At 69.1% G+C, this 21,470-nt stretch carries 19 protein-coding genes and 1 pseudogene; 11 read left to right on the forward strand and 9 right to left on the reverse strand.

The genetic code is table 11. The features are described 5' to 3' along the window. Nucleotides 1-19 precede the first annotated feature (19 nt). Together ACOQPQ_RS02755 and gcvT are read left to right on the forward strand one after the other, a co-directional pair. Nucleotides 20-379 carry a hypothetical protein gene (locus ACOQPQ_RS02755; protein WP_420637915.1) on the forward strand — a complete coding sequence of 120 codons (360 nt, stop codon included), beginning with the start codon at nucleotides 20-22 and terminating at the stop codon, nucleotides 377-379. Between the two features lie 8 nt (nucleotides 380-387). Further along, nucleotides 388-1,452, forward strand: coding sequence for a glycine cleavage system aminomethyltransferase GcvT (gcvT, locus tag ACOQPQ_RS02760; protein ID WP_420637916.1), 1,065 nt, complete (start codon nucleotides 388-390; stop codon nucleotides 1,450-1,452). Between the two features lie 52 nt (nucleotides 1,453-1,504). On the opposite strand, the pseudogene ACOQPQ_RS02765 reads toward gcvT, so the two are convergent. The 3 genes and pseudogenes from ACOQPQ_RS02765 to ACOQPQ_RS02775 all read right to left on the reverse strand — a co-directional run. Beyond that, nucleotides 1,505-1,783: pseudogene (locus ACOQPQ_RS02765) on the reverse strand (TlpA family protein disulfide reductase); the annotation flags it as partial. A gap of 12 nt (nucleotides 1,784-1,795) precedes the next feature. Beyond that, the gene (locus ACOQPQ_RS02770; protein ID WP_420637917.1) at nucleotides 1,796-2,266 is read right to left on the reverse strand and encodes a hypothetical protein; all 471 of its coding nucleotides are present in this window, start codon (nucleotides 2,264-2,266) and stop codon (nucleotides 1,796-1,798) included. A gap of 36 nt (nucleotides 2,267-2,302) precedes the next feature. Beyond that, complete coding sequence (locus tag ACOQPQ_RS02775) at nucleotides 2,303-4,018, reverse strand: hypothetical protein (RefSeq protein ID WP_420637918.1); 1,716 nt, start codon at nucleotides 4,016-4,018, stop codon at nucleotides 2,303-2,305. A gap of 133 nt (nucleotides 4,019-4,151) precedes the next feature. Here ACOQPQ_RS02775 and ACOQPQ_RS02780 point away from each other — a divergent pair, with 133 nt between their 5' ends. The 3 genes from ACOQPQ_RS02780 to ACOQPQ_RS02790 are packed head-to-tail and all read left to right on the forward strand — an operon-like array spanning nucleotide 4,152 to nucleotide 9,694. Next, complete coding sequence (locus ACOQPQ_RS02780; protein ID WP_420637919.1) at nucleotides 4,152-6,392, forward strand: ATP-binding protein; 2,241 nt, start codon at nucleotides 4,152-4,154, stop codon at nucleotides 6,390-6,392. A gap of 49 nt (nucleotides 6,393-6,441) precedes the next feature. Then, nucleotides 6,442-9,306 carry an ABC transporter permease subunit gene (locus ACOQPQ_RS02785; protein WP_420637920.1) on the forward strand — a complete coding sequence of 955 codons (2,865 nt, stop codon included), beginning with the start codon at nucleotides 6,442-6,444 and terminating at the stop codon, nucleotides 9,304-9,306. Between the two features lie 58 nt (nucleotides 9,307-9,364). Next, on the forward strand, nucleotides 9,365-9,694 hold the full coding sequence (locus tag ACOQPQ_RS02790; RefSeq protein WP_420637921.1) for a hypothetical protein: 330 nt from the start codon (nucleotides 9,365-9,367) through the stop codon (nucleotides 9,692-9,694). Nucleotides 9,695-9,709: 15 nt separating this feature from the next. Here the strand turns inward: ACOQPQ_RS02790 and ACOQPQ_RS02795 are convergent, their stop codons facing one another. Beyond that, complete coding sequence (locus ACOQPQ_RS02795; RefSeq protein ID WP_420637922.1) at nucleotides 9,710-10,741, reverse strand: aldo/keto reductase; 1,032 nt, start codon at nucleotides 10,739-10,741, stop codon at nucleotides 9,710-9,712. Between the two features lie 34 nt (nucleotides 10,742-10,775). Beyond that, nucleotides 10,776-11,474, reverse strand: a complete 699-nt coding sequence (locus tag ACOQPQ_RS02800) for an alpha/beta fold hydrolase (RefSeq protein ID WP_420637923.1) — start codon at nucleotides 11,472-11,474, stop codon at nucleotides 10,776-10,778. A gap of 97 nt (nucleotides 11,475-11,571) precedes the next feature. Here ACOQPQ_RS02800 and ACOQPQ_RS02805 point away from each other — a divergent pair, with 97 nt between their 5' ends. After that, complete coding sequence (locus tag ACOQPQ_RS02805) at nucleotides 11,572-12,201, forward strand: nuclear transport factor 2 family protein (RefSeq protein ID WP_420637924.1); 630 nt, start codon at nucleotides 11,572-11,574, stop codon at nucleotides 12,199-12,201. Then, nucleotides 12,201-13,160, forward strand: a complete 960-nt coding sequence (locus ACOQPQ_RS02810) for a quinone oxidoreductase family protein (protein WP_420637925.1) — start codon at nucleotides 12,201-12,203, stop codon at nucleotides 13,158-13,160. Before ACOQPQ_RS02805 ends, ACOQPQ_RS02810 begins: the two co-directional genes overlap by 1 nt. Before the next feature lie 63 nt (nucleotides 13,161-13,223). On the opposite strand, the gene ACOQPQ_RS02815 is transcribed toward ACOQPQ_RS02810, so the two are convergent. Continuing rightward, nucleotides 13,224-13,934, reverse strand: a complete 711-nt coding sequence (locus ACOQPQ_RS02815) for an indole-3-glycerol phosphate synthase TrpC (RefSeq protein ID WP_420637926.1) — start codon at nucleotides 13,932-13,934, stop codon at nucleotides 13,224-13,226. Between the two features lie 162 nt (nucleotides 13,935-14,096). On the opposite strand from ACOQPQ_RS02815, the gene ACOQPQ_RS02820 reads away from it, so the two are divergent. Then, nucleotides 14,097-14,915: a hypothetical protein gene (locus tag ACOQPQ_RS02820; RefSeq protein ID WP_420637927.1), complete on the forward strand. Its 819-nt coding sequence runs from the start codon at nucleotides 14,097-14,099 to the stop codon at nucleotides 14,913-14,915. A gap of 29 nt (nucleotides 14,916-14,944) precedes the next feature. Here ACOQPQ_RS02820 and ACOQPQ_RS02825 read toward each other — a convergent pair whose 3' ends face one another. Beyond that, complete coding sequence (locus ACOQPQ_RS02825) at nucleotides 14,945-15,736, reverse strand: enoyl-CoA hydratase (protein WP_420637928.1); 792 nt, start codon at nucleotides 15,734-15,736, stop codon at nucleotides 14,945-14,947. A 6-nt stretch (nucleotides 15,737-15,742) separates the two neighbouring features. Then, nucleotides 15,743-16,837: a chorismate synthase gene (aroC, locus tag ACOQPQ_RS02830; RefSeq protein ID WP_420637929.1), complete on the reverse strand. Its 1,095-nt coding sequence runs from the start codon at nucleotides 16,835-16,837 to the stop codon at nucleotides 15,743-15,745. A gap of 35 nt (nucleotides 16,838-16,872) precedes the next feature. On the opposite strand from aroC, the gene ACOQPQ_RS02835 reads away from it, so the two are divergent. From ACOQPQ_RS02835 to ACOQPQ_RS02845, 3 genes are all read left to right on the forward strand, one after another. After that, a complete protein-coding gene (locus ACOQPQ_RS02835) occupies nucleotides 16,873-17,655 on the forward strand; it encodes an SDR family NAD(P)-dependent oxidoreductase (protein WP_420637930.1) in 783 nt (260 codons plus the stop codon). A gap of 114 nt (nucleotides 17,656-17,769) precedes the next feature. After that, entirely contained in the window at nucleotides 17,770-18,732 is a 963-nt protein-coding gene (locus ACOQPQ_RS02840; RefSeq protein ID WP_420637931.1) for an alpha/beta hydrolase, read from the forward strand. 6 nt (nucleotides 18,733-18,738) lie between these two features. Continuing rightward, nucleotides 18,739-20,262 (forward strand): class I adenylate-forming enzyme family protein, encoded by a 1,524-nt coding sequence (locus ACOQPQ_RS02845; protein ID WP_420637932.1) that lies wholly within the window; start codon nucleotides 18,739-18,741, stop codon nucleotides 20,260-20,262. A 41-nt stretch (nucleotides 20,263-20,303) separates the two neighbouring features. On the opposite strand, the gene ACOQPQ_RS02850 is transcribed toward ACOQPQ_RS02845, so the two are convergent. Continuing rightward, entirely contained in the window at nucleotides 20,304-21,464 is a 1,161-nt protein-coding gene (locus tag ACOQPQ_RS02850) for a CaiB/BaiF CoA transferase family protein (RefSeq protein WP_420637933.1), read from the reverse strand. Nucleotides 21,465-21,470 lie beyond the last annotated feature (6 nt).

The raw sequence follows: 21,470 nt of genomic DNA on the forward strand, positions 1-21,470 counted from the left end.
GGGAGAGGCCGGCAGGCGCGTGTTCGCCCACCGTTCCGAGCGGCAGTTCGCCGAGTTGCTCGACTTCTACGGGGTGGAGTGGCGCTACGAACCCCGGACGTTCGTGCTGGCTCGCAATGCGTCGGGCGAGGTGACCGAGGCCTTCTCCCCCGACTTCTACCTGCCCCGATTCGACCGCTACGTGGAGATCACCACGGTCCACCAGAAGCACATCACCGGCAAGAACGCCAAGGTGCGGCGGCTGCGGGAGTGCTATCCCGACGTGGACGTGGTGGTGCTGAGTCGGCGGGACTACCGGAGGTTGCTCGGCAAGTACGGCTTCGAGGATGCCTCGGGAGGCCAGGGTGATTTGACCCGCACCGGGGCCGGGGCCGGCTGAGCGGTACCGTGCGCTCGTCACCCCTGGAGGACCGCCATCGCCGGTTGGGGGCCAAGTTGGTTCCCTTCGGTGGCTGGGACATGCCCTTGTCGTACCCCACGGGCACCCTGGCCGAGCACCGGGCCTGTCGAACCGATGCGGTGGTCTTCGACGTGAGCCATTTGGGCACGCTGCGGGTGACCGGGCCGGAGGCGTACGACCGGCTGCAGCAGGCGTTCACCAACGATCTGGCTCGCATCGGCCCCGGACGTACCCAGTACACCCACTTGCTGGACGAGGACGGCTCGGTGCTGGACGACATCATCGTGTGGTGGGTGGACGATGAGAGTTTCGAGGTGATGCCCAACGCCTCCAACACCGACCGGGTACGGCTCGCCTTGGCCGGCGCCGGTTCCGACGGGGGCCTCCGGGCCGAAGATGTGACCGCCGACCGGGCGGTGCTGGCCGTGCAGGGCCCCGAGGCCCGTGGTCGACTGGCGACCATCTCGCCGGAGGCCGCCGCAGTGGCCCGCAATTGTGTGGAGGCGGTGGGGTGGGACGGTATCGCCCTCACGGTGGCGGGCACCGGGTACACCGGCGAAGACGGTGTGGAGATCGCCGTGCCTGCTGACCACGCCGGGTCGCTCTGGGATGCGGTGACCGCCGCGGGAATCACCCCGGCCGGTCTGGGGGCCCGCGACACCCTGCGCCTGGAAGCAGGCTTGCCGCTGCACGGCCACGAATTGGGGCCGGGCATCACGCCACTGCAAGCCGGGCTGGGCTGGGTGGTGCGGTGGGACAAGCCGTCGTTTGCGGGCAAGGCGGCGTTGGCCGTCGAACGGGAGCGGGGTGTGGCCCGGAGGCTGCGGGGGTTGCGCATCGAGGGTCGGCGCCCGCCCCGGTCCGGCCAGGCTGTGTTGCGGGACGGCGACGTGGTGGGAGAGGTCACGTCGGGCAACTTCTCGCCGGTGCTCGAGGCCGGTATCGCGTTGGCCTTGGTTTCCCCCGACGTGACCATCGGCGACGAGCTGGCCGTTGACCTGCGGGGCACGCCGGTGCCCGCCACCGTGGTGAAGCTCCCGTTCGTGGGCTAGCAGGGGCGGTCGGGCCTTTGCCCTCGGCCACAGGATTGCCCGCAAGGCACCCCTAGGCCCCGATGGCCTCCAGCACCCGGTCGTGGGGGATGTCCCCCCGCCACTGGTCGAGAATCTGCCCGTAGCGGTTCAAGAGCATGCCCGCCGGTTGGCCGGTGATGCCGAGCTGGCCCCACGACTGGAAAGTGGGGTCCCACAGCATGGTGAAGGTCACCCCGGTGGACTCCACGAACTGTTCGGCCAGCTCGAGGTCGTCCTGGGTGCCCACGCCCACCACGGTGAGGGTTTCGGCGTTGTCTCGAGCAAACTGCTCGACGCCGGGGGCTTCCCGGCGACAGGTGGGTCAATGGGGCGCCCAGAACCACAACACGAGGGGCCGGTCGGCGGGGGCCAGGTCGGCCAGGTCGGTGTCGGCCCCGGTGGCCACGTTCACCACCGTCACCGACGGCAACTCCGACGCCGGCAGGGGAGTCGGTTCGGGGGCCGGAGCGGCCGGCGCCGAGGTGGTGGGGGCGTCGCTTGATGGCGCGGCCTCGCCGGTTTCGGCCCCGGTAGCGGCGGTGGCCGGAGGGTCGGCGTCAGGAGCTGTCTGGCTGGCCCCTGAGGAGCCGCCCTCCGCCGGGGCGGCCGAGGGCGACGACGGGGTGGTGGGCGCGTCCGTTTGGGTTGCGTCCGCGTTGGCCGCGCCCGCAGAGGGTGCCCGATCGGTGGCCGACGGCTCGCTCCCCCCGCAGGCCGCCACCAGCAGTACCACCGCCAAGGCTAAGGCCATCGGACGGCCGTAGCCGTGGGGAAGAAACCGGCGAATGCTCACGCGGTGATGCTACCCCTGCTACGGCCGGTAGCGACGTCAGTCGATGAGCCGATACGGATGGGTCTGCTCCACGCAGGTGGGGATGTCGGGATCACGGGGGCAGGGGTACTGGAAGATCAACTGGGTGACCACGTCGGGGGCGCCGAACTTGTCGGGACCGTAGCTGGCCGGAAGCTGATGCTGAATGTCCACCGGGCCCAGGTTGGCGAAGGCGTCGTAGATGTCCTGGCGGGTGGGGTTGGGGCCGGCGTCGTAGATGGCCCGGGCCACCATCCGCATCTCGGTACACACCGAGGAGGTCATGCCGTAGGAGCTGTCGTAGCTGCCGTACACCTCCCGCTGGTGGCTGTAACCGCGGGGGCTGTTGGCCGCGTAGGTCTCATTGCACATGATGTTGAGGGGGGCGTTGAAGCTCAACGCCGGATTCTCGGTGACCCGGAAGTTACCGGTAGGGGCGTCGTCGATGATGATGGTGCCGTTGTACATCGCGCCGGCGGCGTCGCCCCCGAACTCGGCCACCTTGCCCGACACCAGATCGCCGGCCTGGCTGTTGAAGTCGGAGTTGAAGAACTGCACGTCGCCGGGGGCGAAGCCCTGGCTGACCATCTCGCCGATGAAGATGGGCAGGCTGAGCACGTTGAGTGCTGGGAAGAGCACGTCCACCCCCTCGTCCAGCATTTGTTCCACGGCAATGTCGGTGCCGTTGCGGCAGGTGGTGGCCCCGTCGCAGCCGATCTGCTCGGCCACGGCCACCTCGTAGCCGGCCCCCTCCAGGATGTCGATGATGCCGGCCTGGATGGTTTCCGGCTGCCCGGGGGTGTCGGGCCAAACCACCCCGATGGTCTTACCGTCCAGGGCGCCGGTGTCGATGATGGCTCGGGTCATATTGACCACTGAGTCCTCGGCCACCGGACTGAGCGAGTACAGGCGCCCGTCGGCCTGCTCGTGGAATTGGCGGGGGTTGCCTTGGGTGGTGAGGAACAGTGTTTCGTGGTCATCGGCGATGCACAGCGTGGCCGAGCCCTGGAAGCCGGTGGTGTTGACCACGATCACCGCGTTTCTGTCCTCGGTGGCCTCGATGCACGCCTGGTTGCGCAGGGTGTCGATGTCCTCACCGCCGCCGCCCAGGGCGGAGACCTCCACCAACTGCAGATCGATGCTGCGCCCCCAGATGCCGTTGCAGTCCTCGTTGATCACCTTGGTGTACGCCTCGAACATGTCGATGGTGTCGCCTACCGGCACGGCGAAGCCGATGCCCTCCAGTTCCTCCAGCTTGGTGCGCAGGTGAACCACGGTGATGGCGTCCTCGGTGATGCCCACATCGGTGGCCTGCGGCGGGGAGTCGGGATCGGGGGTGGCGGTGCAGAAGGTGTTCAGCGGCTGGAACGGGTGCGAGCGATCGATAGTCCGGTGGAAGTCCACGAAGAAATCGCCGCGGGGCTCGTCGAAACCGATGTCCACGGGCTCGGCCGGGGCCGGGTCGGCCGGTTCGTCGGCCTGGTCCCCGGAGTCGTCCGGTGCCGGGTCGGCCGGGCCATCGGTGTCCGCCGGCGCCGGTTGGTCGGAGTCTCCGGCATCGTCGGGCGCATCCCCGTCGCCGGTCGCCGGGGCGGCGGTGGGCTCGGCGGGCGCGGGGTCGGCGGTGCTGTCGTCATCGTCGTTGCCGCCGCCACAGGCCGCGGCCACCATGGCCAGGGCCAGCAGTGCTGCCCAGATCTTCAGTGTCTTCTGCCACCGCGTTGCATTCGTCATGGCTACCCCTCTCGGAATCCTGGCGCGAGACCGTAGCCGATGGAAGAACCCGATGGGTACCGACCCACTCGAGCCGGGTTCGTGCAGGGTGTCGCACCCATGCCCTAGGGTCTGGGCCCGATGAGGGGCAACAGTGGATGAGTCGAAGGTCGGTACGTCCCGACTGAACCGACCCGGCGGCGGTGATCCGGCCAGCCTTGCCTCGGCCGTCTTCGAGGAGGAGGCCAAACGCCTGGCCGAGCAGGAGGCCAAGTCGGAAGTGGTGGTGCTGCCCGACGATCTGCTGCCCGGTGTGGGCGACGAGCCCATGACGCTGCGCCAGGGCATCCGGGCCGGCGGGTTGAGCATGGTGCTGGTGCTGTTCGCCCTCAACGTGATCGATGAGTTCGACCGGGTGGCCATCGCCGTGTTGCTGCCCGACCTCCAGGACGCCTTCGGGGTGTCCGACACCGTGATTCTGGGCATTTCCTCGTTCGGCGGGGTGGCCCTGGTGCTGGGGGCGGTGCCGCTGGCCTGGCTGGCCGACCGGGTGAAGCGGACCCTCATCGTGCCGGTGGCCACCGCCGGGTGGGCGGTGAGCGTGTTCCTCACCGGCCTGGTGAGGAATCCGTTCCAGTACTTCTGGACCCGGGTGCTCACCGGGGTGGGCCAGGCCAACCGCCTCCCGGTGCACTCCTCGCTGCTGACCGACACCTACCCCATTCCCGCCCGGGCCCGGATTTTCGCCTTCGAGGGCATGGGTCGGCCCATTGGCCTGCTCATCGGCCCGGTGCTGGCCGGGACCATCGCTTCTGTCGCGGGCGGGGACGACGGGTGGCGGTGGGCGTTTTTCATCTTCGCCCTGCCCCCGGCGGTGCTGGCCCTGGTGGCCCTCCTGTTGAAGGAGCCCCCTCGGGCGGGCAACGAGCAGCAGGCCATCCTGGGCGAGCAGTACGAGATGCCTCCCATCGGGTCGGACCTGCCGGTGTCAATGTCCACCGCCTTCGCCCGTCTGAAGAAGGTCAAGACGTTCTACTTCCTGGCGGTGGGGGTGGGGACCCTGGGCTTTGCCCTGGTGACCCTGCCCAGCCAGCTCAACCTGATGCTGGAGGACGAGTACGGCTACGAGGCCTTTCAGCGGGGCTGGGTGACCTCGCTGGTGTGGCTGGCCAGTCTGGTGGCCATCCCCATCTCCGGCGTGATCTTCGACGGCATGTTCCGGGAGGACCCGGCCAAGATGGTGCGCACCGCGGGCGCGCTGATCATCATGTCGGGCGTGTTGGTGCTGATGGCCATGCGCTTCCACGATCCGGTCATCATGATCTTCGGCATCAGCCTGGCCAACGGCTGCACATCGGCCTCCTTCGTGGCCGCCGCCCCCACCATCGGCGCGGTGGCCCCCTACCGGATGCGGGCCCAGGCCTTTGCCCTGCTCCCGGTGTTCATCTTCCTGATGGGCGGCTTCATGGGCAGCATCATCGCGGGCACCATCAGCGACGCCCACGGCGAGCGACTGGCCATCAGCGTGGTGGCCCCGCCCGCGTCGATCATCGGGGGACTCTTGGTGGCCTACGGCTCCCGCTACATCAAGCGCGACATCTCGCTGGCGGTGAACGAGCTGATGGAGGAACAGGAGGAGATGCGCCGGATGTCGGAGCACCCCGACGACATCCCCGTGCTGCAGGTACGCGGGCTGGACTACAGCTACGGCCCGGTGCAGGTGCTGTTCGACTGCGGGTTGGAAGTGCGTCGGGGCGAGACGCTCGCCCTGTTGGGCACCAACGGCGCCGGCAAGTCCACCCTGTTGCGGGCGGTCAGCGGCTTGGGGGTGCCCGATCGGGGGGCCATCCGGCTGAACGGGCGCACCATCACCTACGCCGACGCTGAGTTGCGCTTCAAGCAGGGGATCGTGCAGGTGCGGGGGGGCACCGGGGTGTTTCCCGGCTTGACGGTGGAGGAGAACCTGCTGGCTGCCATGTTGAGCACCAAGCAGGACAGGGCCGAGGTGTTCCGGCGGGTGGAGAAGGTGTACGAGGTGTTCGGGGCCTTGCGGGAGAAGCGCTCCCAACCGGCGGGCGAGCTCTCGGGGGGGCAACAGCAGATGCTGGCCTTCGGCATGGGCCTCATGCACGACCCCGAGGTGTTGCTCATCGACGAGTTGTCGCTGGGGTTGGCCCCGGTGGTGGTGCAGGAATTGCTGGAGGTGGTGGAAGACCTGAAGGCCACCGGGTTGACCATGATCATCGTGGAACAGTCGTTGAACGTGGCCCTCAGCGTGGCCGAGCGGGCGGTGTTCATGGAGAAGGGCCGGGTGCGCTTCGAGGGGCCGGCCCAGGAGCTGGCCCAGCGGGACGATCTGGTCCGGGCGGTGTTCCTCGGGGCCGAGGGCGGCTGAGCGTGGGCTGGGCTGACTCCGGTCGTGGCCGTCGTCGCGTGGGCGGGCCGTGATCGACATCGGCTGGGAGATATCCCAGCAGGACCTGTTCTCCGGCTCCGTGCAGGGCCTCATCGTGGCCGCGTTGGCCGCGGGCTTCGTCCTCATCTATCGCTCCACCGGGGTGCTGAACTTTGCCCACGCCGAGATCGGCAGCTTCGGCGTGGCCCTGATGGCCATGCTCACCTTCCGCTACGACGTGCCCTACTGGCTGGCCTTCTTCTTGTCCATCGGGGCGGCCGCCGGGTTTGCCATGGTCACCGAGCTGGTGGTGGTGCGGCGGCTGTTCAACTCGCCGCGCCTGGTGTTGTTCATCGCCACGCTGGGGGTGGCCCAGTTGGCCGTCTTCGCCGCCATCGAGCTGCCCGACGTGTCCCGACCGGGTCCGTTCCCCCTGCCCCCCAAGCTCACCGCCCAGGAGTTCCGCTGGGAGGTGACCGACCACCTGCGCATCGGGGGCCGGGAGCTGCTGGTGGTGATCGTGGTGCCCCTGGTGATCGTGATCCTGGCCCTGTTCCTGGGCCGCACCCGCTACGGGCTGGCCATCCGGGCCTCGGCCGAGAACGCCGACACCGGGCGGCTGTTCGGGATCAGCGTGCGGCGGGTGTCCACCATGGTGTGGACCATCGGCGGGGCGCTGGCCGGGGTCACGCTCATCCTGTTGGCTCCCTTCCGGGTGAGCGCCGCGGACGCCGGGACGGCCAGCCTCGGGCCGGGACTGTTGTTGCGGGTGCTGTTGGTGGCCCTCATCGCCCGGATGCGGTCGCTGTGGGTCACTCTGATCGCCGGGGTGGGGTTGGGGATCTTCCAACGCTTGTTCCAGGGCAACGTGGATCGGGACATCCGCGAGGCGGTGGACGTCATCTTCTTCGTCGCCATCTTGGTGATCACCGTGCTCATCGCCCGCCGGGGTACCGAGGACGAAGGGGAGTGGTCGCTGTCGCCCAAGGTGAAGGCCATTCCCGAGCGACTCCGCCGCCTGTGGTACATCCGCAATCTGCCGGTGTTCGGGTTCGCGGCCTTGTTCGGCGGCTTGGTGCTGCTCGGGGCCTTCTTGACCAAGAACTCCAACCTCTACACCTGGACCCGCATCCTGGGGTTCGCCCTGGTTGCCCTGTCGGTGTCCATGCTCACCGGATGGGCCGGCCAGCTCTCGCTTGGCCAGTTCGCCTTTGCCGGGGTCGGTGGCCTGACCGTGGTGACATTGACCGAGAGCGGCGACCTTCCCATTCCCTTCGACTGGTGGGACTGGTCGTTCGACCTGCCCTGGGGGGTGGCCATGGTGATCGCGGTGGCCGTGGGCATGCTCACCGCCCTGATCATCGGGATCCCCGCCCTGCGGGTGAAGGGACTGATGCTGGCGGTGACCACCCTGGCGTTCGCCATCGCCGCCATGTCGTGGATCTTCGTGCAGGACGTGTTCACCCAGGGGTCCACGAACACCCCCAAGGTGGTGCCGCCGGTGTGGGGGCCGTTCGATTTCACCGCCTCCCGCAAGTCGTACTTCTTCCTCGTGCTGGTGCTCTTGGCCCTGGCGGTGGGACTGGTGGCCCACCTGCGCAAGACCGGTATCGGGCGCATGATGATCGCGGTGCGCGACAACGAGGACATGGCAGCGGCGTCCACCGTGTCGGGCAGTCGGATCAAGCTCATCTCGTTCACGCTGGCCGGGGGATTGGCCGCATTGGGCGGGGGGCTGATCATCACCGGGGAGCCCACCATCAATCCTCAGGTGCTGTTCAACGCCAACGAGTCGGTCAACGTCATCGCCATCGCCATCATCGGCGGGCTGGGGTCGATTGCCGGGCCGTTGTTGGGCGTCCTGTGGGTGAAGGGCATCCCGGCCATCTTCGGGGCCAGCGACGAGGTGCGCCTGTTGACCTCCGGGGTGGGATTGTTGTTGCTGTTGATGTACTTCCCCGGCGGGATCATGCAGTTGCTCTACAAGCTGCGTGACTTTCTGTTGGAGCTGGCCGACCGTCGGCTGGCCGACAGCGACATCGTCGAGCCCGCCCCGGCGCTGACCAAGCCGGTGCCGTTCACCACCCAGCGATCGGTGGAGCTGGCCTCCGGCCGGCCGTGGCTGGCGGTGCGAGACGTGCAGGTGCATTTCGGCGGCAAGGTGGCGGTGGACGACGTGTCCATCGAAGTGCACCAGGGCGAGCTGGTGGGCTTGATCGGCTCCAACGGGGCCGGGAAGTCGACCCTGATGAACGCGGTGAGCGGGTTCGTGCCCTTCCGCGGTCAGGTGGAGGTGTTGGGTCGGGACATCTCCCGGCTGCCGTCCTACCGCCGCCACCGGGGCGGCTTGGGCCGGGGCTTCCAGCACGCTCGGCTGTATCCCGACCTTACGGTGCGGGAGGCGTTGATGGTGGCCATGGAGGCCCGGGACCGGTCGCTGTTGGTGCCGTCGCTGTTGGGGTTGCCGCCGTCGCCCGGCCAGGAGCGACGCAAACGGTCCGACGTGGACAACCTCATGGATTTCGTGGGGTTGGGGCGCTACGCCGACCACTTCATCGCCAATTTGTCCACTGGCACCCGCCGCATCGTGGAGTTGGCCAGCTTGTTGGCGGTGGACGCCAAGGTGCTCTTGTTGGACGAGCCCACCGGCGGGGTGGCCCAGCGGGAGAGCGAGGCCTTCGGGCCGCTCATCCGGCGCATTCAGGCCGAGTTGGACGCCGCCGTGGTGGTGATCGAGCACGACATGCCGCTGGTGATGAGCATCTCCGACCGGGTGTACTGCCTGGAGGCCGGGGCGGTGATCTCCGAGGGCACCCCCGAGGAGGTGCGTAACGACCCCCTGGTCATCGCCTCCTACCTGGGCACCGACGTACGCGCCATCGAACGCTCTGGCAAGCGCACCTCGACGTCGTAGAGGCGTTTCGCGGGCAGCAGAGAAAACTGGAATATACTGAAAGAGCACAATAGTTGCAGTGTTCGAGTTGGGGGGCTACGGTGGGGACGTGGAAACGGTGACGTTTGGAGACCTGGCGCCGGTGTTGGCTGCGGTGCTGGGGCCGGTGCTCGCCATGGGCGTCGCCATTATGCGCTACCAGCACGTGGACAGCACCAAGACCATCGACCGTATCGACCTCTCGATTGAGAATCTGCGCGATCGCATCGACCAGTTGCGATCCGACTGCGATGGGAACTTCAGGGAACTGGGCCACAGCCTGGGGGATCTTCGCGAGCGGGTGGCCCGCATCGAGGGCCACTTGAGGATCTCGCCGCCCGACGGCGACGGTGAGGCCAAGGCGGCCTAGTTCGCTGGTACACCGCTAGCGGCGGCGGAGGGTGGCCTCCGCAATAGCCGAGGAGACGTAGAAGGCGTCGTCGGGGTTGAGGTCGGTGCCCGGCGGGACCAGTTCGTCAATGCGATCGAGCACGTCGGACGAAAGGCGCAGGTCGGCGTGCTCCAGGGCGGCTTCGAGCTGCTCGGGGGTGCGGGGGCCGATGATGGTGGACGTCACCGCCGGGTGCGCCAGGGTGAAGGCGTAGGCCAGCCCGGCCATGGAACAGCCCACCTCGGCGGCCAGCGCATCCAGTTCCTCCACCAGATCGAGCTTGTGCTGCACCACCGGGTTGGTGCGGTCCCAACGCGCCGCGGGGAGCAGGTTGCGGGCGGCCCGGGAGTCCTTCGGCCACTCGGCGTCCTTGCGGTACTTCCCGGCGAGCCAGCCGCCGTTGAGCGGACTCCACACGATGGTCCCCATGCCGTAGGCCAAACAGGTGGGCAGCACCGCCCGCTCGATCTCACGGGTGAAGATGGAGTAGGGCGGTTGCTCGCAGCGGACCCGCTCCAATCCCCGACGCTCGGCCGCCCACTGGCCCTCCACGATGAGTTCGGCGGGGAACGTGGAGGTGCCGATCATGCGGATCTTGCCGTCGCGGACCAGGTCGGTGAGCGCGGCCAGGGTGTCGCCGAAGTCGGTGCGGGGGTCGGGCCGGTGCATCTGGTACAGGTCGATGTAGTCGGTGTCGAGCCGGCGCAGGCTGTCCTCCACCGCCCGGACCACCCAGCGACGGGAGCCACCCTGCATGTTGGGATCATCACCCATCGGGCCGTAGAACTTGGTGGCCACCACCACCTCGTCGCGCCGCCCCTTGAGGGCTCGTCCCACGAATTCCTCGGAAATGCCCATGCTGTAGCGGTCGGCGGTGTCGATGAAGTTGATCCCGGCGTCGAGCGCCCGGTGGGTCATGGCCGCACACTCGGCCTCGTCGTTGTTGCCAATGGGGCCGTACATCATCGCCCCCAGGCACAACGTGCTCACCTGGACTCCGGTGGCTCCCAGCGTGCGGTATTCCATGGGTACTCCTCTGGGTTGGCAGGCTCGGGTTGGGCTACTGCCCGGCGATGCGCGTGATCAACGCCACCAAGGTCTCGGGTTGGGCCAGCGGCGGGGAGTGGCTGCCCTCGAACTCCACCGTGTTGCCGACCAGTTCGGCACAGCTCCACAGGTATTCGGCCCGCAGGGTGCGGTCGTCGTTGCACACCACGTAGGTGGCGTCCACGTCCCGCCAGGCCGCCCGGGCGCAGGGGTGCGGCGGCTGGCCCAAGCGCTGGGGACGGAGCAGGGTTACCGCTCGGGCGACATCCTCGGCCGAGCAGTCGTGGTAGAAGAGGTCCCCGGCCATGAGGGGATTCACCGAGGTGTAGCCGTCCTCGCCGGGTTCGAGGGCGGGGTAGAAGTTCTCCGGGATGACCGCCTCGCTGATGTCGGGCGGGTTGTCCTCGCCGCTGTCGTCGCCACCCAGGATGGCCACCACGTACAGCAGGTGATCCACCGTGTCGGCTCGGAGTCCGGACAGGGCCAAGCCCCCCAGGGAGTGACCGACGGCGATGACCGGCCCCTGGCCGTCCAGCCGGGATCGCATGTGGTCGACGTTCTCCTGAAAGACGGCGATGTCCTCGGCCGTGGTGTAGCGGCCCAGGTCGGATGCGTGGGTGGCCACGCCCTGGTTCTCCAGCAGGGCCTGCACCCGCTCCCAACACCACGGGCCGTGGAAGGCTCCGTGGGCGAACACTACGCCGGCCGTCATTCCGCCGCACTCTAGCGGAGCGTCGCCCCGTTCACTGAGGAGGCGGGGATGTCGGCCAGGCCACCGGGAGGGGCGTCGGGCGGGTAGGTTGCCCGCCATGAAAGCGGTGCCGGCCCCAGAAGAGCGACTTGAACGATTGGAGTCCATCGAGGAGATCCGCAACCTGGTGGCCCGCTACTGCCTGGCGCTGGACATGCGGGCGGTGGACGCCTGGGTGGGCTTGTTTCCCGCCGACGTGCAGGTGGGCCGGGGGCGGTCCGGCCGGGCGGCGTTGGCCGAGTGGTTCCGGGAGACGATGGGCGGTCCCTTCACCGGCACCGCGCACGTGACCGGTAACCACATCATCGAATTCGACCATCCCGATCGGGCCCGGGGGGTGGTCTACTCCCGCAACGAGCACGAGACCGGCGAGGCGTGGGTGATCATGACCATGATGTACTGGGACGACTACGAGCGCATCGACGGTCGCTGGTACTTCCGCCGCCGGCTCCCCCTGTATTGGTACGCGACCGATCTGAACGCCCCGCCGATCGGCGAAAACAAGATGCGCTGGCCCGACGAGGCCCCCTACGAGGGCGCGTGGCACACCTTCTGGCCGACGTATCGGGAGTTTTGGGAGGCCCGGCTGGACGGACCCGCCGATGTGGCCGAACCAGCGCCGGTGGGGGAGTTCCTGACCCACTTGCGGGGCCGGGACGAGGACCTGCCCCGGGTGCGGGTGCGCTGATGCGGGCCGCCTATCACGAGTCCCAAGGGGGCCTCGACGTGTTGCGGGTGGGGGAGGTGGCCGATCCCGAGCCCGGCCGCGGGGAGGTGCTCATCGGGGTGCGGGCCACCTCCCTCGACCGGGTGGACGTGTACTGGCGGGAGGGGTCGCACGGGATGCGCCTGCGGGGCCCGCAACACGTGGGAGGCCGGGACATCGCCGGGGAGGTGGTCGCCGTCGGCCCCCAGGTGGCGTCGGTGGCCGTGGGCGACCGGGTGGTGGCATCGGGGGATCGTGCCCACGCCGAGCTGGCGGTGGCCCCGGCCGAGCTGGTGTTCCCCCTGGCTGAGGGGATCAGCTTCGAGGCCGCCGGGGCCACACCCACAGCAGGCCGCTCCGCCCACCAGGCCCTTGTGGAGAAGGCGGCCATTCGGGCCGGTGAGTGGGTCTTGGTGACGGCGGCGGGATCGGGGGTGGGCAGCTTCGGGGTGCAGATCGCCCGAGCAGCGGGGTGCCGGGTCATCGCCACCGCGGGCACACCCCCGAAACGGGCACAGGCGCGGGAGTTGGGGGCCAAAGTAGCCATCGACCACTACGCCGAGGACATTGCCGCCGCCGTGCAGACTGCCACCGGTGGCCGGGGGGTGGATGTGGTGCTCGACCACGTGGGCGCCCCGGTGCTTGCCGCCGCCGTGCGCTCGTTGGCCCCGGAGGGCCGGTTCGTGGCCTGCGGGGTGACCGCGGGGCACAAGGGAGAGTTGCACCTGGGCCAACTGTTCGTGAAGGGCATCAGCCTCATGGGGGTGGGCCGCCCCGACAACGGCCGCATCGCCGCCACCATGCGGGCTCTTCTGGCCATGATCGAGCGGGGCGAGGTCACCCCAGTGGTGGCGGCGGTGTTTCCGCTGGAGGAGATTGCCGAGGCCCATCGGCTGATGGAGAGCTCCGACTTCTTCGGCAAGATCGTGCTGGTGCCCTGAGAGTTCGGGATTCCCTGGTGTGCTGGTGCCCGGAGCGTTCTGATGCCCTGAGCGGAGAGATGCTCAGGCCAACAACTGCTTCAGCGCCCGCACCGGATCGTCGGCGGTGACCAGGGCCTCGCCCACCAGGGCGGCGTCGTAGCCCGCGGCGCGCACCTCGGCCATGGTGGTACCGCCGGGCACGGCGATCCCTGATTCAGCCACCTTCACCACGTGGTCGGGAATCAGGGGTGCCAACCGCTCGGCCCGTTGGTAGTCCATGGTGAAGGCCGCACTCTTGGGCTTCTCCCGCTGGTTGACCCCGATGATGTCGGCCCCGGCCTCGAGGGCGGTGGCCAGCTCGGATTCCGACTTGACCTCGGTGAGCACGTCCAAGCCCAGCGACACGGCCAGGTGGTGCAACTCGGCCAGATCGGGGGCCGAGAGATCGGCGACGATCAACAACAGCGCGTCCGCCCCCATGGCCTGGGACTCCCGGACGTCTCGGGCGGTGGCGATGAAGTCCTTGCGCAGTACGGGCAACCCGGAGGCGTGGGCCGCAGCGGCCAGATCGTCGCCGGAGCCGCCGAACATGGCCTGGTTGGTGAGCACCGACAAGCAGGCAGCCCCCCCGTTACGGTAGGCCACTGCCATAGTGGCGGGGTCCAAGTCGGCGTTCAGATCACCCCGCGACGGCGACCGGCGCTTGATCTCGGCGATGACGGCCACCTCGTCTCCGGCCACCAGGGCCTGCTTGAATCGACCCCCGGCGCGTTGCTGGTCCTCGGCTGCCATGACGGGCGATGATACGACCACGCCCCCAGGTCGGAGAAGGCAACGGACCGGGATGACCGGGAACGGTCCTCACCGGCCAGTAGGGTGCTCCGAGTGATGACCGGGACCCGAGCGGGGAACCTGAACCGAGGGAGGACCATGCATCGAGTGCGGAAGCATCGAGTGAGGAAGAGCGTCGGCATGTCGGTGCTGGTGGCCTCACTGGTGATCGGGGCCACCGGGTGCCTGAATGCCACCCTGGACTTGGTCGTCAACGAGGACGGCAGTGGTTCCTACGAGGTCGGCCTCGAGGTGACCCAGGAGTTCCTCGACACCCTGGGTGCATTCGGAGGGATGGGCCAGGAGCCGGGTGGCGACGAGGATTCCCTCTCCTTGGATTGTGAAGAACTTCTGGGTGAATTCGACTTGGATGCCGCCGGGGATTCCGACGGCTCAGACGCCCCGCCGGAAGGGGTTGAGGTGGAATCGACTCTCATCGACGACGGCGGGCGTTGCGGCGCCACCGTTCGCGTCGCCTGGTCCAAGGAATCCGCCGATGTCGCCTTCGAGCAAATGTCCGCTGGGGAGGACATCCTGATCCGGCGGGTCGGACCCGACGGCTGGAGCCTGGTGCTGCCCATGGACGACATCAGCGATGACGCGTTGGGGTCGGGTGCAGCCGATGAGTTGGCGGGAGCGTTCACGAGTCTGTTCGACGTGTCGCTGATGGTCAACGCCACGTTGCCGGGCGGGCCCCTCGATCACAACGCCGACCGGGTGCGCACCGCGTGCGACGCCACCACGTTCTTCTGGGACGTCAACCTGCTTGATCCTCCGGACGCGCTGGTGGCCCAGACCGACGGCCACGGTGATTGTGGCGGCGGTTGGGGGCTGGGCCAGACGGTGGCCGTGGCCATTCTCGGGCTTCTGGCCGCGGCCCTCTCGGCCGCCGGGATCATCCTGTACCGGCGCAAGCGAATGCTGGGGGTGGTGTCCGACTGAGGGGGTTGACACGCCGGGGCGGCCTGCCGTCAGCTCGCAGGCGGCCCCAGACCGCGGCGGGCCATGTCGTCGGTGTCCACCGTCCATGACCCCATGACCCGGTCTTCGAGCGCCTTGGCGTCGGCGAAGCTCAGCCCTTCGCCGTCGTCGTAGAGTGCCATGGTGGCCCCGGTGGCCGGGGTGGTGGCCGCCACGATCTGATGGGCCAGCGCCCGAGCCCGGGCCGACAACTCTTGGTGCGGTACCACGTGGTTGACCATTCCGATGCGCAGGGCCTCCTCGGCGGGCACGAACCGGGCGGTGGCGGACATCTCCTTGGCCATCCGTTTGCCCACCGCCCGCGGCAGCAGCGCGCTCATGCCCCAGGCGGGGATCACCCCGATCTTGGCGTGGGTGTCGGCGAAGCGGGCCTGCTCGGAGGCCACGATGAAGTCACAGCTCAGGGCGATCTCCAAACCCCCGGTGACGCAGGTGCCGTTCACCGCGGCGATCAGGGGCTTGGCCGTGTCCCGACAAGCCTGGGCCGGATCCTCGGCTTGGCGCTTGTCGGTTCCGAGGTTGCCCGAGGCCCCGTCGGCCGCCACCTCCCGCAGGTCCACGCCGCCGGTGAACACCGGGTCGGTACCGGTAAGGATGATGGCGTCCACCCCGTCGTCGGCGTCGGCCGATCGCAGGGCGGCGCACAGGTCGTTGCGCATCCGCTTGGTCATGGCGTTGCGGGCCTCGGGCCGGTTCAACGCGATGGTGGCGATGCGCTCGCCCACCTGGACCAGCAGCCGTAACTCTTCGGGGGTGACGGCGGTGTCGGAGCGGTCGGCCATGGCCGGTCAGGGGCCGGCGATCACGTCGGTTGCCCGTTGACGCAGCCAGTGGTCGGCCAGCACCAGCAGCACCTGGGCCTCCACCATGGGCACGGCCCGGGGCAGCACGCACGGGTCGTGGCGCCCCTTGGCGGCCAGGACCACCGGGTTGTTGTCCCGGTCCACCGTCTCCTGGGCCGAGGCGATGGTTGCGGTGGGCTTGAACGCCACCCGCAGCAGGATGTCCTCCCCGTTGCTGATGCCGCCCTGCACGCCGCCCGACCGGTTGGCCGCCGTGCGGGGCCGACCGTCGTCGCCGGGCACGAAGGGGTCGTTGTGGTCCCGTCCGGTCAAGGCCGCTCCGGCGAAGCCCGAGCCGATTTCGAAGCCCTTGGCCGCTGGCAGCGACACCACGGCCTTGGCCAAATCGGCGTCGAGTTTGTCGAACACCGGTTCACCCAAGCCGGGCGGCACCCCTCGGGCCACGCACGCCACGACCCCACCAAGCGAATTGCCGTCCCGCCGGGCCGACTCGATGGCCTCGGCCATGGCCGTGGCCTGTTCGGGCGAGGGGCAACGGGTGGGATGGGCTTCCACGTCGGCCAACGTCACCGTCTCTGGGTCGATGTCGGCGGCAATGGTCCCCACCTGTTGCACCCAGGCCAGTACCTCGATGGAGGCCACCGTGGTGAGGAGTTGGCGGGCCACTGCGCCCGCGGCCACCCGGCCGATGGTCTCCCGGGCGCTGGCTCGTCCGCCCCCTTGCCAGTTGCGGATGCCGTACTTGGCCTCGGTGGTGTAGTCGGCGTGGGACGGCCGGTAGACGTCCTTGAGGTCCTCATAGGCGGCGGGCCGGGCATCGGCGTTGCCCACCAGAAGGGCGATGGGCGAACCCAGGGTCGATCCGTCGAACACCCCGGACAGAATCTCCACCCGGTCGGCCTCGTCCCGCTGGGTGGTGAGGCGGCTCTGGCCGGGTCGGCGCCGATCGAGGTCGTGCTGCACCATCTCGGCGGTCAGTGGCAGCCGAGGGGGGCACCCGTCCACCACGGCGCCGATCCCGCCCCCGTGAGACTCCCCGAATGTGGTGACCCGGAAGAACCGCCCGGTCGTGCTGCCCATTGCCGTCTCACTCTATTGGCTGGCAGCATCGGGGCATGGAGTTGGGACTGACCGGACGGGTGGCGTTGGTGACCGGCAGCCACCGGGGTACGGGAAGCGGGATCGCCCGCACCCTGGCCGCCGAGGGCGCCGAGGTGCTCGTCCACGGATTCGAGCACGGGCAGGCCGATTGGTTGAGCGCCGAGTTGGGGGCTCCGACCCGCTCGGTGTGGGGTGACATCTGCACCGATGCGGGGGCGGCGGCGGTGGCCGAGCAGGGCGGCCCCGTCGACATTCTGATCAACAACTACGGGGTGCCGGTGGGCTCCTCCTGGGCTGAGGACGACCCCGAGGTGTGGATCGAGGCGTACAACCGCAACGTGCTCAGCGCGGTGCGGATGACGCGGCTGCTGTCACCGGCCATGCGCACCCAGGGTTGGGGCCGCATTGTGCTGGTCTCCACCGTGGGGGCCACCCGACCGGGGGAACGCATTCCGGGCTACTACGCGGCAAAGGGAGCGCTCCCCGCCGTGACGGTGAGCCTGGCCCGGGAACTGGCCGGGAGCGGGGTCACGGTCAACTGCGTCAGCCCCGGTGCCATCGCCACCCCCGAGTTGGTGGAGATGTGGACCCGCCAAGCCGAGCGCGAGGGCCGCTCCACCGAGTGGTCCGAGGTGGAGCGCCACGTGGCCACCGAGCAGATGCCCACGCTGAGCGGGCACATCGCCACCGTGGAGGAGGTGGGCGCCTTGGTGGCGTTCGTCTGCGGGCACCGGGCAGGCTCGATCAACGCCGCTCACCTGCGCATCGACGGCGGGGCCACCGGCGTGGTGACCTGACCTCGTAGCACCGGCGGCACCCGGCCTGCCGACACCGTTGAGTACTGTGCCCGCCGAGGCCCCCCGAATGGGTGAAAGCCGCGGCCACACCCCGAGAAGCGGTACCGTCGGGGCATGGCCAATCTGAAGTACGCCTTCGATCCCGAATTCACCGACCTCATTGCCGCATTGCCCACCCAGTTGGGCGACCTGAGCGATCCCGGCGCCATCCGAGAGTCCCGCACCTCGGGCATGGCGAATTTGCTCGGCGAGCAGCCCGATCGGGAAGGGGTGGCCAAGCGCGACCTCACCGTTCCCGGCCGCGACGGTGACCCGGAGGTGCCGGTGCGGGTGTATCACCCGAAGGCCGAGGCCGATGGCCTGCGGGGCGCGCTGGTGTACATCCACGGCGGGGGGTTCATGCTCGGCTCCGTGGACATGTTCGACGCCGCCTGTCAGGAGTACGCCCAGGAATTGGACGCCGTTGTCGTATCGGTGGAGTACCGGCTGGCTCCGGAGGATCCCTATCCCGCCGGGGTGGAGGACTGCTACGCCGCGTTGGTGTGGACGGCCGCCCATGCCGGCGAACTCGGTGTGGACCCGGCCCGGATCGCGGTGGGCGGGGGATCCGCCGGTGGCGGCCTGTCGGCCGCGGTGGCGCTCATGGCCCGCGACCGAGGCGGGCCGGCCCTGTGCTTCCAGCTCCTCCAGATCCCCGAACTGGACGACCGCCTGCAGACCCCGTCCATGACCCAGTTCACCGACACCCCCCTGTGGAACCGCCCCAATGCGGTGTGGAGTTGGAAGCACTATCTGGGCGACCTCTACGGCGCCGACGATGTGCCCTACTACGCCGCGCCGTCCCGTTGTCAGGATCTGAGCGGGCTGCCACCCGCCTACGTCACCACCATGGAGTTCGATCCGCTGCGGGACGAGGGCATTCAGTACGCCATGGATCTGATGCGCGACGGGGTGCAGGTGGAGCTGCACTCTTATCCGGGCACGTTTCACGGCTCGGCCATCTTCGGCAACGCGGACGTGTCGCGGCGCGACCACGCCGACTCGATCCGGGCCCTCAACCGGGCGCTGAACGGCTGAGCGGCCATGCCCACCCTGTTTGACGTTGTCCGGGACTTCAGTCGGATGTGGCCCGACAAGCAGGCCATTCTCACCCAGGACGACGGCCATCGCACCTACGGGGAACTGGCCGCCCACGGCGGCGCCGTCGCCCACCAGTTCCAACACCGGTTCGGCTTCGGACTGGGCGACCGGGCCTGCATCTGGATGCGGAACCGGCCCCAGTACATCGAGTGCCAACTGGGCATGCAGGCGGTGGGCCTGGCCGGGGTGCCCACCAACCCGGAATGGTCCGACGCCGAGCTGGAGTTCGTGCTGGGCCACTCCCGCAGCCGGATCATCTTCACCGAGGCGGAACGGGCTGAGCGGGCGGTGGCCCTGGCCGCTGCCGTCGATTCGGTGGACGCGGTGGTCAGCGTGGACGAGCCCGTGGACGGCGCCCTGCTCTTGGCCGACCTCATCGGCGAGGCCCCCGAGGGGGCCGGGCTCGATCTCCCGCCGGTGGACGGTTTCGTGGAGGGCAACGTCCTGTACACCTCGGGCACCACCACCGGGCGGCCCAAGGCGGTGCCCATGAGCCCCGAGCTGTTCGCGGGCGGGGCCATCCCCTACGAGGAGATGTTCGGGTTGAGCCACGCCGACCGGTCCCTGGTGGTGACCCCGCTGTTCCACGGCAACGCCATGGGGGGCGCCATGTCGGCGCTCAGCCGGGGGGCCGGGGTGGTGATGCAGCGGAAGTTCTCGGTGTCGCGGTTCTGGGATCTGGTGGATTTGTACCGCCCTACCTATTTCCTCACCCTGGTGCCCATCGTCAACATCTTGATGACGCTGCCGCCGAGCCCCATCGAGCGGTCACACTCGCTGCGGGTGATGATCCCGCTGGGGTGCGCCCCGATCATCGATCAGATCGAGGAGCGTTACGGGGTGCCGTGCATGGACTGGTACGGGATGACCGAGGCCGGGTCGGGCACCTACACCCGCCTGGACGAGCCCCGCCGACCGGGGTCGGTGGGCAAGCCCTTCGAGGGCTCGGTGCTGCGCATCTTCCTGCCCGACGGCTCGGAGGCCCCCACCGGCGAGCCGGGTGAGATCTGCTTTCTGCGGTCCAGCATCGGTTTTCGGGGCTACATCGAGGATGCCGAGGCCACCGACGCCGCCATCTCCGGAGACTGGTTCCGCACCGGCGATTTGGGCTACGTGGACGATGACGGCTACCTGTACTTCGTGGACCGCCAGAAGGACATCGTGCGCCGGGGGGGCGAGAACCTGTCCACCGTGGAGGTGGAGACCGCCCTGCGGACTCACCCGGCGGTGGCCGACGTGGCCGTGGTGGCCCGGCCCGACCAGGTGCTGGGGGAAACGGTGGCCGCCTTCGTGGTGGTGGCCGACGGCTGCGACCTGCCCACCGAGGACGAGCTACGGGCCCACACCGACGGGGAGCTGGCCCCCTACAAGTTGCCCACCACCATCGAAGCCATCGACAAACTCCCCCGCACCGGCACCGGCAAGGTCGAGAAGTTCCGCCTGCGCCAACACTTCACCGGGGCGTAAGAACGGGAAACCGCTCCTGCCTTCAGCAGGGCGCTCCGTAGTCAGGGCGCCGGCGGGGCGTCCTGGGCGAATTCCTCCCGGAGTTGAGCTCGGTGTTGGTCCAGGGTGGGGAGCGACGGTGGCGGGTCGGTGTCGAAGGCATCCCAGTCGGCGGTGGTGGCGGGGGCGGGCAGGTCAACGGTGGTGTCGGCGTGGGCGACGGCCCTGCGGCGGAGTTGGGGGTGGGCTGACAGGCCGGCCACGTCGTTGACCGTGCTGAAGGCCATGCGGCTGTCGCCCAGCAGTCGGTGAAGCTGTTCGGTGCTGTGTCGGGAGAACACCTCGGCCACCACCCCGTCGGTGTCGGCCCGGTTGGTCACCCGGGCCCGGTTGGTGGCAAACCGGGGGTCGTCGGCCAACTCGGGTCGGTCCAGCACCAGGCGGCACAGGGTGCGCCACTCGCCGTCGGACTGCACGGCGATGAGCAGGGTGGTGCCGTCGGCGGTCTCGAAGCCGCCGTAGGGGGCGATGGACGGGTGGGCCAGCCCCACCCGCTCAGGGGCCCGACCCAGCCCGTCGTGGTGCAACAGGGGCACGGTCATCCATTCGGCCATGGTGGCGAACAGGGAGGTCTCGATGCGGGCCCCCTGGCCGCTGCGGGCCTGGCGCACCAGGGCCTGGCTGATGGCCCGGGCGGCGGCTTCGCCGGTGGCGATGTCGGCCACCGACACCCCCACCCGGCCCAGGGGCCCCGGCGCCCCTGAAACCGAGATCAGGCCGCTCTCGGCCTGGATCAACAGGTCGTAGGCCTTCATGTGGGCATAGGAACCCGAGGCTCCGTAGCCCGAGATGTCGCAGGCCACCAGCCGGGGGTGCCGTTCCCGCAGGGCGGCGGAGCCGAACCCCAAGCGGTCGGCCACCCCCACGGCCAGGTTCTGGATGAACACGTCGGCCCGGGCCACCATGCGGGCCAACAACGACCGGTCGTCGTCGTCCTTGAGGTTCAAGACGATGGACTCCTTGCCCCGGTTCAGCCAGGCGAAATAGCTGGACAAACCGTCTCCCGCGGCCGAGTCGTAGCCCCGGGCGAAGTCACCGCCGGGACGTTCCACCTTGATGACCCGGGCCCCGGCGTCGGCCAGACGACACGACGCCAATGGCGCGGCCACCGCCTGCTCCACCGACACGACCAACACCCCGTCCAGCGGCCTCCCCGTGCTCACGGGGGC

The sequence above is a fragment of the Candidatus Poriferisocius sp. genome, assembly GCF_965219775.1.
Taxonomy (GTDB): Bacteria; Actinomycetota; Acidimicrobiia; order Acidimicrobiales; family Bin134; genus Poriferisocius.